This window comes from Streptomyces sp. NPDC002536, from assembly GCF_053594995.1.
The window spans coordinates 1-13,845 of the sequence record NZ_JBSFWU010000059.1 but is presented as its reverse complement, the minus strand read 5'-3'; the positions used below and the strand labels follow the sequence as shown (position 1 = coordinate 13,845).

The 13,845-nt window shown below is 68.8% G+C and carries 12 protein-coding genes; 3 read left to right on the top strand and 9 right to left on the bottom strand.

What is annotated here, in order from left to right:
* Positions 1-129: 129 nt before the first annotated feature.
* Both ACWD4B_RS21685 and ACWD4B_RS21680 read right to left on the bottom strand, forming a co-directional pair.
* A complete protein-coding gene (locus ACWD4B_RS21685) occupies positions 130-1,017 on the bottom strand; it encodes a barstar family protein (protein WP_451422265.1) in 888 nt (295 codons plus the stop codon).
* 494 nt (positions 1,018-1,511) lie between these two features.
* Entirely contained in the window at positions 1,512-2,273 is a 762-nt protein-coding gene (locus tag ACWD4B_RS21680) for a metallophosphoesterase family protein (protein ID WP_451422264.1), read from the bottom strand.
* Positions 2,274-2,622: 349 nt separating this feature from the next.
* Between ACWD4B_RS21680 and srmL the strand changes: the two genes are divergently transcribed.
* Positions 2,623-3,747: a PheS-related mystery ligase SrmL gene (srmL, locus tag ACWD4B_RS21675; protein ID WP_451422263.1), complete on the top strand. Its 1,125-nt coding sequence runs from the start codon at positions 2,623-2,625 to the stop codon at positions 3,745-3,747.
* Positions 3,748-3,958: 211 nt separating this feature from the next.
* On the opposite strand, the gene ACWD4B_RS21670 is transcribed toward srmL, so the two are convergent.
* Entirely contained in the window at positions 3,959-4,147 is a 189-nt protein-coding gene (locus ACWD4B_RS21670) for a hypothetical protein (RefSeq protein ID WP_451422262.1), read from the bottom strand.
* A 296-nt stretch (positions 4,148-4,443) separates the two neighbouring features.
* On the opposite strand from ACWD4B_RS21670, the gene ACWD4B_RS21665 reads away from it, so the two are divergent.
* Entirely contained in the window at positions 4,444-5,184 is a 741-nt protein-coding gene (locus tag ACWD4B_RS21665; RefSeq protein WP_451422261.1) for a hypothetical protein, read from the top strand.
* Between the two features lie 261 nt (positions 5,185-5,445).
* Here the strand turns inward: ACWD4B_RS21665 and ACWD4B_RS21660 are convergent, their stop codons facing one another.
* The 6 genes from ACWD4B_RS21660 to ACWD4B_RS21635 all read right to left on the bottom strand — a co-directional run bounded on the left by ACWD4B_RS21660 (position 5,446) and on the right by ACWD4B_RS21635 (position 11,739).
* Entirely contained in the window at positions 5,446-5,706 is a 261-nt protein-coding gene (locus ACWD4B_RS21660) for a lasso peptide biosynthesis PqqD family chaperone (RefSeq protein WP_451422260.1), read from the bottom strand.
* 104 nt (positions 5,707-5,810) lie between these two features.
* Positions 5,811-6,245: a lasso peptide biosynthesis B2 protein gene (locus ACWD4B_RS21655; RefSeq protein WP_451422259.1), complete on the bottom strand. Its 435-nt coding sequence runs from the start codon at positions 6,243-6,245 to the stop codon at positions 5,811-5,813.
* An 8-nt stretch (positions 6,246-6,253) separates the two neighbouring features.
* On the bottom strand, positions 6,254-8,095 hold the full coding sequence (locus ACWD4B_RS21650) for an asparagine synthase-related protein (RefSeq protein ID WP_451422258.1): 1,842 nt from the start codon (positions 8,093-8,095) through the stop codon (positions 6,254-6,256).
* Positions 8,092-8,229: a lasso RiPP family leader peptide-containing protein gene (locus tag ACWD4B_RS21645; RefSeq protein ID WP_451422257.1), complete on the bottom strand. Its 138-nt coding sequence runs from the start codon at positions 8,227-8,229 to the stop codon at positions 8,092-8,094. Before ACWD4B_RS21645 ends, ACWD4B_RS21650 begins: the two co-directional genes overlap by 4 nt.
* Before the next feature lie 159 nt (positions 8,230-8,388).
* Positions 8,389-10,776, bottom strand: coding sequence for a helix-turn-helix domain-containing protein (locus ACWD4B_RS21640; protein WP_451422256.1), 2,388 nt, complete (start codon positions 10,774-10,776; stop codon positions 8,389-8,391).
* Positions 10,777-11,067: 291 nt separating this feature from the next.
* On the bottom strand, positions 11,068-11,739 hold the full coding sequence (locus tag ACWD4B_RS21635) for a hypothetical protein (protein ID WP_451422255.1): 672 nt from the start codon (positions 11,737-11,739) through the stop codon (positions 11,068-11,070).
* Positions 11,740-12,359: 620 nt separating this feature from the next.
* Between ACWD4B_RS21635 and ACWD4B_RS21630 the strand changes: the two genes are divergently transcribed.
* The gene (locus ACWD4B_RS21630; RefSeq protein ID WP_451422254.1) at positions 12,360-13,655 is read left to right on the top strand and encodes an LGFP repeat-containing protein; all 1,296 of its coding nucleotides are present in this window, start codon (positions 12,360-12,362) and stop codon (positions 13,653-13,655) included.
* The last annotated feature ends 190 nt before the right edge of the window (positions 13,656-13,845 follow it).

Genomic DNA, 13,845 nt, shown 5'->3' with positions numbered 1-13,845 from the left:
GCGCGCGCCCTGTTCCGAGAGGGCGGGTAGGAGGGGCGGGGCGTTCACAAGTGGCCGTGACGTGCAGCGATGAGGTGTGATGAGGGTTGCTTCCCAGGCCCGTGGCGATCGTTTCCCACGGGCCCTGCTTCAGGCAGGCCGGCGGCTGGAGTCCAGCCATTCCGCGGTGTTCCACATGACGGGCATGGCGCCGACGGGCTCAAAGCGGATGCCGGGGTCGTTGCTGTGGACCAGGCAGATCACGCGGCGTCCGAGTACGGCGGCCTGGCGGGCCTGGTCGGCGATGATGTCCAGGACGGTCTGTGCGGTTCCAGGGTGCTTGGCGGCGAACTGGTCGTAGTCGTTGAAGACCAGGACCAGTCCGGCACCTTCCGAAGTGTCCGTGTACCCGCCATGACAGGACACGTCGCGGAGGCAGTCGTTGAACGCGTCGAGGTTGTGGCCGTAGTAGTCGGGGAAGTCCAGGGCAGCGGCGACGTCATGGTGCAGGCTGTCTTCCGCTGACCAGTTACCGGCTGCCAGGGCCACGATCCGGTAGCCGTGGTCGCGCAGCCACTCGGTGGTCTCTTCCAGCAGGCTGCGACGCCAGAAGAGCGTGACGAAGGTGTCCGACATGAGGCGGAGGGCCAGATCTTCGTTCATCCCGGCACCGTGAGCCGACTCCCGCACGGTCTCGCGCCGGTATCGGTCCAGCAGCCGGAAGAACTCGTCGACGGGTGTGGACCCTTCGGGCGTCTCTCGTTCAATCTCGGCGGCCCAGCCGAGAGAGCTGGAATGCCCGAGCTGCTGCCAGAGCCACTGGCTGAACGGCCCATCGCTCCAGAAGTCGAAGGGCTCATCGACCGAGTGCACGTCCAGGGCGACCCGGTAGCCGACCAGCATCGCTTGCAGGTGACGCAGGGAACCGTCAGGCAGCCACATCCCCGGCCTCAGACGCACTTGCTCCAGGAAGTCGTGCACGTCAGTGCACTCCTCCCAATGCTTGGATTCACCCCGAGGTCCGTCGTTGCGCGGCATGAAGCCAGCCTACGTTGCACACGGGAACGATCTATCTGTGGCGGGCATCGGGCCTGGTACTCCAGTTGCAGTCCGCTAGTCCTGCTGGGCAGGACCCTGTTTCCGGGTGTAGCGAGCTGACGTTCCGTCATGTTGCCGGAGTTCGTGACACCGGGTGCGCCGGTGGTAACAGCAGTGCATGGCAGTGGCCCGGTGCTGGTGGCGCCAGCGGGACTTCTCAGTGGGGCGCAGCCACCAGCCGGTCGTCGGGTGCACGTGGACATCGCCACCGACAGTAATTCCCCAGATACTCGGGCTACTTGACGATCCGTCAGTTCTTCACTGCGGATCTTCGCCGGCATCCTTCGGCGGGCAGGTGCCGAGGTCACCTCTGGCCAAGATCGCTGATATTGCACGTCGCGGGACACGGCCGAGGTCGGTCACGGCGCGGGGTGCTGGTCTCCTTGACCGTGTAGTCGGTGTCCGGCTGCCCGCTGTCGTGGATGGAGAGAGTGTCACGGGCTGTGGTCGCGTCCGTCCTGTGGGGCGAAGGCTGCGAGGGCGTCGGCGTCGGTTGCGTGAGCGTGCAGGAAGTAATCGGCCCACTCGGCGATGTCGGGGTAGGCCGAGTCCTGGCTGAGCCGGGTGGCTGCGGCCCGGAGGTCGAAGTGAGTGGTACGGAGTTCGACTCCCGGGCCCAGGAGGGCCCAGTGTGCTCCGGTTCGTCCGTAGGGCATGCCGATGCTGCCAGGGTTGATGACGAGTCGGCCGTGAGCAAGGCGGACGAACGGCATGTGGGTGTGGCCGCAGACCACGGTGCGGATGTCGGTATCGAGTCCGTTGAAGACTTCCTTCCAGCGGTCGAGGCGGGAGTCGACCAGGACGACCTCCTCGTCGTCGCGAGGGGTGGCATGACAGAACAGCACCCTTCCCAGGCCATTCACGGGCAGGGAGAGCGATCGTGGTAGCGAGCTGAGAAGGTTGAGATGTTCCTCGCGGAGCTGTGCGGCCGCCCAAGGAGCGATCGGATCGGGGAGTGTGCCGCGTTGCCCTTGGCGGTATTCAAGGAGTTCGCGGTCGGCGTTGCCGCTGATCCAGAGGACGCGGTCGCCGAGGCTGGTCAGCATGTCGAGAACCTGGGTCGGTTGCGGGCCCGCGGCGATGTCGCCGGTGAGCACGATGCGATCGGCGGTGCCGATGTCTGGTTCGGCGAGCACTGCTTCTAGGGCCGGCAAGACTCCGTGAATGTCGGACAGGACGGCTACTCGGTTCAACATGGCCACCACTGTGGGGCGAAGCCCGGCCACTTGGAGCATCCGTGTCAGTCCGTGCGCTAAGCCATCGCCAGCCCTGATACGTGACTGACAGGGTGTCGACGGCAATGCTCGCCGGTGACCGGGCACCTGTCTGACAAAACAGCGAACCCCGATGCCGGGGGCCAGCTATGGTCTTGGTGTGGCCGTCGCAGCGATCGCTTGCCGATTTACCGGCCCCCTGGCTCCCGAAGGGCGCCGCAGGGGTCGGACCTCGCCATGTCCGCAGAGCTGAGCCGGCTGACCCCATCGAGCGGTCTGACCCAGGGGCTGGGGGTGAAACCCCGTCACTGCTCTTGGCCAGGAGGCCGACATGCCCGCTCACCTCTCCGCCGACCAGCTCGCCCGCGACCTGTCCATCCGGGACCTCACCGACCCTGCCGCTGGACCGCACGCTCTCCAACTCGTCATCAACCACGCCGTCGACGCACTGGCGAACCGCTGGGGCTGTGAAGTCCGCTGGTGCCGCGGCGAGCGCGCCGTCACCGTCGAGGACAACTACGACAACCTCGGCTACCGACCCGACGACATCACCCGCGACATCCGATACACCCGCTACGTCGACGACCGGAGCATGCTGCGCAGCCACTCCAGCGCGCTCATCCCGGCCGCGCTGCGCGCACTGGCCGCGGAACCGGCCGATGACGTCCTCCTGGTCTGCCCAGGGCTGGTCTACCGCCGCGACAGCATCGACCGTCTGCACACCGGTACGCCCCACCAGCTCGACCTGTGGCGCATCACCCGCCGCCCGGTTCCCATGGCCACGGTCGACCTGGACGAGATGGTCACGACTGTCGTCGAAGGGCTCCTCCCCGGGGCGAAGCACCGACACGAGGCCCGCGTCCACCCCTACACCCTCTCCGGCCGCCAGGTGGACGTGGATCGCGGAGGCGAGTGGATCGAGGTGGCGGAATGCGGTCTGGCGCACCCGGAGGTGCTGGAGCGGGTCGGCCTCGACACCGCGTGGAGCGGCCTCGCACTCGGCATGGGGCTCGACCGGATGCTGATGCTGCTCAAGGGCATCCCGGACATCCGCACCCTGCGCTCGGCCGAACCGTCCGTGGCCGCCCAGATGACCGACCTGGCCCCCTACAGACCCGTGTCCGCCATGCCCGCGATCCGCCGGGACCTGTCCGTCGCCGTCGACCGCGACGACCTGGCCGAAGACCTCGGCGACCGGGTCCGCGACGCCCTGGGTGCGGACGCCGACTGCGTGGAGACGGTCGAGATCCTCACCCAGACGCCGTGCGCGGAACTCCCGCCGCAGGCCCTGCAGAGACTCGGAGCCGGCTCGGACCACAAAAACGTCCTCCTCAAGGTGGTCCTGCGGCATTTGACCCGCACCCTCACCGACCACGACGCCAACCTGCTGCGTGACCGCATCTACGCCGCTGTCCAACAGGGCAGCGTCCACCAGTGGACGACGATCAGCCGATGAGAGTCGAGGTCGGCTGTCGGCCCATCAGCGAGTCACTCGTCGTCGGCAGTCTCGGAGCTCGCGGGAATGAGTAGTTGTCACGTCTCGTCGCGCGATCGAGGAGAAGTTCCACGGGTGCTTGCGGCCGGTGACTGCAGGGGCTGAGCTCAGGCGCTGCGGGCCCAGGACCGCAGACGGGCTGCGATGGCCCGGATGCCGACTTCCTGTTGGCTCACGACGGCCGTCGGCCCAGGGCGTCGTCCGGCTTGTACTTCAGCTGGTGCCCGTTGACGTCGAGGAACATCTGCGCGCAGCCCCAGGCGAGGAGGCGGTTGTGTTGCTCAAGGGGCGCGAGGAGCGCGAGTGCCTGGAGGAGGACGGCGGCCTTGAGCCAGTTCGACCCGTAGGCGTCCTGGGACATGTGATGCGGGTGGGTGTGCTCAACGGCGGCGTCCAGGGCCCCGATGTTCTAGATGCGGGGCCTCCGGGGAGATTTTCGGCGATGGAGAAGGCGCTCGAGGGCGAGGTGGCGGGTCATGCGGCGTGACGGTGGGCCGTTGGCAGGCCGCGGCTGCTCATGGTGATGAGGATTTGTAAATTTGGCTCTGGCCGAAATTTCGGGACGGTCACGATCGCAGCAGAACCTGGGTGCGGCATGCTTGTGGTTCGACGGCGAGGGGCGTCGCGTTCTGGGAGGCCGAGCATGAGGGCTGTGCGGTGAGCGCCGCGCTGGCAGCGGCAGTCGCAGCAGTCACCTCGGTGACGGTGACGGTGCTATCGCTGCTGCTGGGTGATCGTCAGCAGCGTCGCAAGGAGGAGCGCATTCAGCGTCAGGACCTCAATGCGAAATACCTGAATCCGCTCCGGCTGCACTTGGTGGAGAACCACTTCCGGTTGTCCGGCACGCTGGAACGCACTGGTTCGGCGGGTGGGACGGCTGAAGCGATGTTGGTCATCGACGATCCGGCTGAGGTGTCGGAAAAGGACGCGGCTTGGTTCAATGGGACGGGCTGCGCTCTGATCTCCTCGGTCTACCTCACGGCCTGCCTGTTCGCCCAGCTCAAGAAGGTCCGCGAGGACTTCCCTCACCTGCGGCTCTCCGCTGCTGATGACACCCAGCTCGCGGCACTGTTGCTACGCGTTCAGCGGGGCTTTCTGATCGACCATGGCGTCTACTACGTGACCCAGCCCAGCATCGGTGAGTCAATGTGGGTGCGTGACGAGGAACGTCTGCTGACCTACAGGGAGTTCTGCGGGCGACTGCAGGACCCCAGCTGGCGGGTCTGGATCGATCGGCTGATCAAATTCCATATGGAAACTGCTCATCGCGACAAGCGCGAGCGTACGCAGCGCCTGCTCATCGCGCTGGCTCAGCTGTCGGAATTCCTCGATGGATGTGTCGGTGGTGGTCACTCGATCGAGAGCCGTCGACAAGCCGAGGGCGATGATCAGGCCTGAACACTCGCGAGACCCAGACATAACGTCTTTGTCACGAGACTTCTTCGTCGCAATCCCAACAGGACATAGATGCAGGGGAGTTGGAAGGATCCGCGGCCGTACAATTGGCGGGGGAGAGCAGGGACGCCGAGGGCGCGGTGGGGGATGGTGCAGCAGTACATCGAACAGCAACGCCGTCCGCCAGCAACGTCGTCCACTGTAGCTTCGCCCTGCAGGCCGTTCCGGCTATCCCCACCCCGAACGACGGGGATAGCACCGGGTTCATCCGGTCAACAGCTGGGCGCTCCGCAGTGATGCGAGCAGAGTCGACACATCCGCTTGTGCCTGCTCCATGGGCACTTGCGGATATCGCTCCCGCAGATGCCGCGCCGCTTCGGCCGGTGAGGCGCCCCCGAGCAGCGCGTTCAGGACCAGCGTGCCGGTCACGTTCAACTGCCAGTAATGTCCGGTGCGTTCATCGAGCAGGATCATTCCGTCGTCGACAGATGTCGTGCTGATCCTGGAACGCAGGCTGACGGTCATCGCGCACTCCTGGTTCGCGTGGTGGACGGGCCGAGGCCGGGCAGGACCCGGGTGCGATGGAGCCGATGGGCCCGTGGAGCAGCCGCCTCGCCTCACAGCGGGCGTCACTGTGATCCTCGGCTTCCTTGCCGCTTGCGTTCGAGAGGCGCAACGCTGACCGTGGGGGTGAAGTAGCCCGGCGGGTAGGGCTCGTCGACCGGACGGCCGCCGGCCTCGACCCACGCGTGCCCGCGGAAGGGACGTGTCCGGACGCCCGCGCACCACGTGGGCCAGGTGCCTTCGAGACGGCACAGGAGCGCGGTGGCGAGGGAGCGTTGGAGGCAGCCTTGGCCCGCGCAGCGGGTGCTGACGGCGACGACCGCGGTCCGGGCGGCCAGCGCCTGCTCGTAATCGGCGGGCGCGGCGCCCCGGCGCAGGAAGGCGCACAGCCCGCGGAGCCGGCCGGGGGCGAGTCGCAGGAGCGGACGGGCGGCGGCGACGGCCAGCCTTGCCCGGAACCGGCGGCGCCACGGCACGCCGCCGGGTCGATGAAGCGTCACGGACTGGCTCATCGGGGTGCTCCGGCGGTCGTGGTGCGCAGCCACCGCTCGGTGGCCAGCGTCGGGTCGAGGGGCCAGATCGTGCCGGTATCGCGGTGCGGCGCGACCAGGGTGGCGCGCAGCGCGCCCGCGTCGATCAGCCCCCGCCGCGCCAGCAGTGCGTCCTCGGTGCACAGGGTCAGCAGCTCGGCCCGGTGGCGGTCCAGTCCCGCGTAGGTGTCGGCGCCGAACATCGCCTTGGTCGTACGGCTGAGCAGTGGGGCTGGGACGATGTCGCGCATCGCGCGGGCGAGGACGGGCTTGTAGCGGTCCGGCGGTGCGTGGAGTTCGAGATGGGCGGCCAAGGCCGCCTCGATGACGTGGTCGTCCAGGAACGGGGCGGTGAGTCGTACCCCGTACGGTGCCATGAGCCGGGCGGCCAGCCGGACCGCCCGCCCGCAGACCTGTGCGTAGTGCAGGCGCTCGTGCTGCACGCGCAGCGGCCCGAGCGGCTCAGGCAGTTCCCTGGCGGCGCGGGTGAACCGTTCTCGGACGAGGGCAGAGGCCTCCGGTGTCGCCCACCGGGGCAGCCGCGGAGGCGGCCCCCACCACACGGATGGGACGGTGAGCGGCGGCAGAGCATCGAAAAGCGGTCCGCGGCGGGCGGCGAGCCAGTGGGGATAGTCCGAGGTGTCGGCCAGCGCCCGTATGGAGGCCGCCAGGGGCCAGCGGCGCAATGCGCGGTGCCCCCGCAGCTGACGCAGGGCCGCCACGGGGCGGACCCGGGCCAGGGCGTGCAGGGCGGAGGGGGTGGAGCCGAAGAGCTCGTCGCCGCCGTCGCCCGTCATGTGCAGCCGCGCCCCCGCCGCTGCCATGCGCTGTGCCAAGTGGGCCAGGCGCGCGTGGGAACGCACCCAGCGGAACGGCTCCTCGGGGTCGGCCTCCAGCGTGGTCAGTCCCGCGAACACGGCCGGGAGCCCGTCGGTCCCGGCGTCCACATGCTCGGTGGCCGGCAGTGCGTCGATGGCGATTCGGGCCCAGGTTGCGTCGTCGTGGGCCGGGTCGACGGAGCCGTGACGATAGGTCAGCAGGCGGGCCGGGCCACTGGCGGCGAGGAAGCACAGGCTGGTGGAGTCCATGCCGCCGGAGAGGTCGGCGCCGATGGTGCCGCCGTCGTGGGTGCGCGCGGCGACCGCGGCGGTCAGCGCGTCGCGTACGGCGTCGGCAGCCTTGTCCAACGGCAGTTCCGCAGGCGGTGGTTGCCAGCGGCGTACGGTCGTCGCGCCGCCATGCGCGTCGAGGAGCAGGCAATGGTCGCCGGGGACGGCGTGCACCCCCTGCCACAGGGGAAGGTCGCCGAGCGGGTAGGGCACGGACGGGGACAACAGCCGCAACGCCAGGGAGCCTTCGTCGACCGGGGCACCGCAGGCCGCGGCCAGCACGTCGGCGCGGTCGGCCGCGACCGCGCACCCGGCGACGCGGCAGTGGAAGACCCGGCGGGTGTGCGCCAGGGTGCCCTGTGCCCGGACCCGGCCCGCCGCCGAGCAGAGCAGGTGGTGGGCGCCGGGCAGGCGGGCCGCGAGCCGGTCCAGATCGTCGGTGGTACGCAGCCCGGTGAGCGGGGCGACGAGGCTGCCGAGGGCGGTCCCGGTCGGTCCGGCGGCCGCAACCCGTACCGCACCCGCGTGCACGACGCTCATCTCGCCGGGCGCCCACCGGCCCAGGAGCCAGGGGCGCCCGGAGGCATGAGGGATCTCTTCCAGGGTCCCGCAGTCGCGCAGCAGACGTGCCGCGGTCCCGCCCGCATCCGTGTCGGGCAGGACTGCGAACCACGTGCCGTCGTCCGGGAATCGGGCTGCGCCGGCCGTCACCAGGCTTCGCTGTCCCGCGAGTCCTCCTCGACGTATCCGCGACCCAGCGTCACGTCCGCGAAATCGCCCAAGTCGAGCAGGGCCGGGGGGAGATAGACCTCGGGAATCCCGTCCGCGGGCCTATCGGTATCCATATCCATATCCATTACGGCTCTCCTCTCGCCGTCCGCGCGGTTCCGCCCGCACGCCTCGGCCCAGCGTGGCAGCGAGGGCGGCGAGGGGCAATATTCGAGCTGGCCCCTGGAAGCCGGCCGTCCAGGACGAGCGGGGCTTCGGCGGTGTCGTGGCTGTCCTCAGCCGTGGGGACTCCGTTCATGCGGGTCCAAGGGCAGGGCCGTGGCGCGGAGTGCCCGATGGGTGCGGGCGAGGTGGTCCTGGAGGCGGGCGTGGCGGAACTGGTAGACCGCTCCGGCCTGGCGGAGCACGCCTCGCTGGTAGGCGTCTTCGAGGAAGGCGACGACGGGCCAGGGCAGTCGGCCGGTCAGCGGCAGCCAGATCCGGGAGAAGACCACCCACTGGCCGTAGGCGGTGAAGGCGAACCCATAGCTGAGGACGCCGCCGAGACCGCTGGTGACACCGACCTGGACCGAGGTCGAGAGGTTCCAGTTGATCGGTCCGAGGATCGCCGACATGGGGCGCATCATCACCGAGGCCCCGGTACCGACCAGGAGCCCGAAGGCGGGGACCCAGAGGAGGAACTGGGCGGTGATCGTCCGGCGGTTCGTGCGCAGCAGACCCACCGGATTGACGGCCGACCGGATGTCGAGCGGGGATTCGAGGAAGGCCTGGAAGGCAAAGGCGGGGCCGGTCCCCAGGGCGAAGACGACTCCGAAGAGGATGCCGTCCTTGAGGCTGACGTTCAGGGATTCCTGGAAGCCGATACGGAAGAGGACGCAGTTGAGCATTCCCCAGACGAAGCCGTAGCCGAAGCCGTAGAAGACCCCGCACGCCAGCCCGATCACGAGCCGGGAGGAGACGCTTCGCCCGGCCCGCCGGGCCCCGCCGAACACCTTCACGCGCGAGCCGGAGGGCGGCATGGCGATGTCCTTGGCCGCGAACATGAACCAGTACGTGGTCCCCAGAGCGAGCCCGGTGAAGAGCCCTGCGGCCGCTGCGTTCACGAACTGGATCGCGACGTTGTGCCAGGAACCGACATACCAGGAGGCAAAGGCAAGGGTGCCGGCCGTGCCGATGAGAATCCCCATGGTCAGGCAGACCGCCGTCGCGGCCACCAGCGCGGTCACCAGTGTGCGTGTGCGGCGCCGAAGCCCCGAACCGAGGCGCCACCACTCCAGGTTGGGGGTGCCGAGCCGGGTCAGGTGAACGGCGAGGTAGCCGAGCCAGTACCGGGCGCGTTCCGGGTCGACGTCCGCACGCGGCTCGCTGCCGGGCAGGTGCTCCGGCCGCGGACGGTAGGCAGCGGTGACGAACTTGTCGAGGAAATGCTCCTCCAACTGCTCGGGGCTGTTGAACCGTTGGGTGTCCAGGAGTGTGGCCGGGTCGTGGTCGGGGGTGTCGCTGTAGATGGTGCGGGCGAGTGTGACCATGAGCGGGGTGGTGAGGACGGTGGTGAGGTTGGCGCAGGCGCGGTTGTGCGGCTGTTCGCGTAGTGCGGTCAGGACGGGGTCCCAGGCGGTTGCCGTGGGGTGTGTGTTTCGGGTTTTGCGTGTGGTGCGGGGCAGGTAGTCGGTCAGGTCGTTGAGGGTGAGGTCGGTGAGTTCCACTGCGGCGGCGGAGGTGAGGACGTCGGTTTCCGCCACGGCGGCCGCGTACTGTGCGGGCCGGCTGGTGAGGAGGAGGGGGAGGGTGGTGGTGTTGAGGGCTTCCAGTGCGGGGCGGCGCAGTCCGTCGGCGATTTCGTCGAATCCGTCGAGGACGGGGAGGATCCATCCGGACTCCACCAGCGTGGCGGCCAGGGTGGATCCGCCGGGGGCCGGGGCGGCCAGACCCGGGTGATCGCGCGTCAGTTGCGCGGCGAGCCAGTCTCGGAAGGTGATGACGGAGGGGTCCCACGAACCGATGCTGAAGATCACCGGGACGGTCTCGGTACGGGTCCTCGATTTGAGGCGGTCGAGGACGAACCGCACGGTGAGGACCGTCTTCCCCGAGCCGGACCGGCCCAGCACCACCAGCCGCCCGGACGGGATCCGCCGGTACACCCCCACGATCTCGTCCAGCCGGCCGCTCAGGTCGAGCGGGCCGTGCGTGCCCCCGGCAGGCAGACGACGGATGTTGGCCCAGTGGTCGATCAGTTCCTCAGCAACCGGCCGCCAGCGCACCGGCAACGGATACGGGTCGTGGACCTGCCGCTGCTCCTCCTCGCGCTGCCAACGGGCAGCCACCGCCTGCGCCAGCAGATCGGCAACCCCGGCCAGGGACTCGTACACGGCCGACCCCGGCTGCCCGGCAGCGGGTTCGACGCGGTCGGCCGAGCCATCGGGTCGGCCCCCGTCCCCGGGCTCGGTCCGGCGGACGGCAGCCGCCAGCAACTCCTCACGTTCCGCCGGCCCCAGCCCCAGCGCATCGGCAAGCAGTCCCACCGTGGTCACCCTCGGGTCGGCACGCTCTCCCGTCTCCAGCCCCCGCACGGTACGCACGCCCACCCCCGCACGCTCCGCCAAAGCCTCCTGAGTCAATCCCGCACTGCGCCGCAACTGCCGCAACAGCGTGCTGAACTCCATGGACACAGGCCACGACCTCCCCCTCGGACATGTGTTTGGCGAGGCGAGGGACTCTAGCGCGGCCACCAAGCCGGACAGCCGGATGGCCGGATGGCCGGATAGGGGGTCGGCCGGAATGCGGTGGGAACAGGCACCGCAGTAAATGCGGGCACCCGAACTTCATTCGGGGCGGCGTCTGCACAGGCGCCGGAACGAGCGGCGGCGAGGTGTCCGGCGTCGACCTGGCCCGGGTCGCTCTGCGGGCCGCGATGGAGCGGGCGTGGACGAGCGGAAGAACGATTCCGTGTCGGGCTACGACGCCGCTTGTCCGGGACAGTACTGGATGTGCAGGCGCGCGGACACTGGCCCGCGTGTACGGCGCTGGTGCCAGGGGCCCGAGCTCAGTTCGACGCAGAAGTGGCGGTCTTCGTCGTCGCGCAGGGAAGCGGTCCCGTTGGCGACGAGGCCGTGGACCGTGGCCGCCGCCGCGCGAAAGGCCGTGGTGCTGCCGATGACGAAGAGTGTGTCGGCGGCCCGGTCGAAGAGGAGGTGGTCGCGGTAGGCGTCCGTCCCGTGAAGGGGGTGGAGCTGTCCTGCCTCGTCACCGAAATCGGCTTCGGGGAGTTTCGCCGTGTGCAGCTGCCCGGCACCGAGCCGAGCTCGCACGGCTTTCCAGCGGGACGTCGGGAACTGCAGGCGGTGGTGCACCAGGACGAGGTCCAACGGTGCTGCCGGGTGGGCCGGAGCCTCCAACAGGCCCTGGGGGACCGGGTTCTGCCGCATCGGCACGTACACCAGCGACCGCGGTGAGCGGGCCGCGAGGCCCCACGCCGCGACGAGCTGCTGCGACGCCTCGCGGTCGACATACATGTCGGCCGACCAGCGGTCGTGGAGGTAGCCGCCGCGCGCGGGTCGGTCCGGGCGGAGGACGCGGTACTCGTCCGCGCCGAGCCGTACGCGGTGGATCCTCATGCTGTGCTTCACGGGAAAGGACCGTACGTCAAGATCCGCCGTAAAGCACACCGAATACGGCATTGCCCGCGGCTCGTCGCTTGTGCCTCGGGCCTGGCGCGAGCAGGGCGCTGTGCTGCTGTCCCGTTGCAGCGAACCTTGAGCGCGTCTCACCGATACTTTGACGGATCGCAGTTCGTCTCAGCGAAGGTTAAGTGCACAGGTCAGGGCGTTGCGGCTGCGCTCCGAGACTTCGCTTGTCAGCCGTGGACGCGATCGACACGAAGTCGAAGTGTCCGGACGGGACGCAAGCCGTTGCCGGTCCGACCTGCAGCGTTGCCTGTGCTCAGACATCACTCGGACTGCTCAAGGTTCACTGCGGGGCGACAGCGACAGATAGTTGGCCATGTCGATTCCCAGTTGGCCAGCCATGCGCAGACGATCACCTGACCAGCGGTTTTGTGGCTGAGGGGTCCAATTCTGGGGTGCCAGTGGGGGTTTCAGTAGTTCTCGCGACTGGGCTTACCTGTGTACTTCTGTCGCGGACCTGCCCATTCCTTGGCTCTTTGGACGCTGTCCCTACCGTTGGCATGTGCACGAAAATCGCTCGGGTGAACATCATCAGAGAACATTCAACGCCCCGCGGACGGGGAGTGAAAATCTCGCTCCTGCTCACCGCCCTTCTCGCCGGCTCCGCCCTCTTCCCGGCGACGGCCTCCGCCGCCGGGCAGGACCCGGAACAGATCTGTGGCCACACGGTCCAGGGCCGCATCCTGGAAAAGTACCGGGAGTACCGGGACACGCTCGGCTGCCCCCGGACCGACGAGCAGACCGCTCCCGACGGGGTGGGCCGGTTCAGTGTCTTCGACGGCGGCTCGATCTACTGGAGCCCCTCCACCGACGCCCACGTCATCTGGGGCCTCATCCGCGACAAGTGGGCTGCCATGGGCTGGGAGAAGGGCTCCCTCGGCTACCCCGCCAGCGACGAGCTGTCCCTCCCTGACGGGGCTGGGAAGCGTCAGGTGTTCCAGGGCGGCTCGCTCTACTGGCATCCCACGCGCTCCAACGGCGTCCACCCCGTGTGGGGCGTCATCGGCCAGCGTTGGGGACAGGCGGGCTGGGAAGGCGGGGTGTACGGCTACCCCATTACCGACGAACTCCAGCAGGAGGGCGTCACCCAGATGTTCGAGCACGGCCCCATCCGGTGGTCGCCGAACGAGACCGCGAACCCGCTGATCCCCCGCGCGAACGCCCAGTTCTTCCAGGGCAGCCCGGCCCCGGGTGATCTGAAGGAGAGCGCCACGCTGCTGCCCAAAGGCCCCGACCGGGGCATCGTCGTGGTGCGCGGCTACATCGGCGACGACGGCAACCCGGTCAACCATTCCCTGGGCAACCACCGCCTGTGGAGCACCGAACCCGAAGCCAGCTCCAAGGTGGCCATCGCCTGGGACACCGCCACGGGCCAGGTCGGGATCTACGTCGACCGGTCCTGTGTCGGGGATCTGACGTGCCGTAATGCCAAGCCTCTGGTGCGCACCGAGCACGCCAAGGTGGTCCAGGACGACCGGACCCCGCAGAACGAGTACTGGGTGGAGCCCTACGGTGACGGCGGCATCCGGGTGGACGTGTCAGCGGTCAACGCGTTCGTGGACGTCCCGGGCTCGCAGTGGGCGGATCTCGGCCGGATCAACGCGACGTTCCACATTTACCCGCACGGCTACGACGACAAGAACAAGAACTTCACCGGCTTCGACGTCGACACGAACAAGGACAAGTACCCGTCCTGGGAGGTTCTGCGCTACCCGCGCCTGCTGGAGAACTCCGGTTCCCCGCAGGCTCTGTGGCAGGGCACCGTGTGGCAGGGTTCCATCACGGACCTGAAGGCCCCGCAGCACCTGTGCCACCGGAACGACCCGGACCACGCACCCGTCGACATGACCTGCAACTGATCAACGCGGGAGGGCCGGTCCGTCCGGTCCTCCCGCTCAGTCCACCGGCACGATGTACGCCCTGGCGACGTGGGTGCCGATTCCGGCGCTGCGGAGGTGGCTGGGCGAGGGACTGGTCGCTTTGGAGGCCCTGTACTCGTGAAGTTCCGGCTGGGGGGACAACTTGTCCCCCCAGAGCGGAAGAGCACAC

Excerpts from the sequence above, each read along its gene's own strand:
- ACWD4B_RS21670 (WP_451422262.1), bottom strand. The coding sequence starts at position 4,147 with ATGTCCCAGGACGCCTACGGGTCGAACTGGCTCAAGGCCGCCGTCCTC.
- ACWD4B_RS21640 (WP_451422256.1), bottom strand. The coding sequence starts at position 10,776 with ATGGAGTTCAGCACGCTGTTGCGGCAGTTGCGGCGCAGTGCGGGATTG.
- ACWD4B_RS21680 (WP_451422264.1), bottom strand. The coding sequence starts at position 2,273 with ATGTTGAACCGAGTAGCCGTCCTGTCCGACATTCACGGAGTCTTGCCG.
- ACWD4B_RS21645 (WP_451422257.1), bottom strand. The coding sequence starts at position 8,229 with ATGGATACCGATAGGCCCGCGGACGGGATTCCCGAGGTCTATCTCCCC.
- srmL (WP_451422263.1), top strand. The coding sequence starts at position 2,623 with ATGCCCGCTCACCTCTCCGCCGACCAGCTCGCCCGCGACCTGTCCATC.
- ACWD4B_RS21660 (WP_451422260.1), bottom strand. The coding sequence starts at position 5,706 with ATGACCGTCAGCCTGCGTTCCAGGATCAGCACGACATCTGTCGACGAC.
- ACWD4B_RS21685 (WP_451422265.1), bottom strand. The coding sequence starts at position 1,017 with ATGCCGCGCAACGACGGACCTCGGGGTGAATCCAAGCATTGGGAGGAG.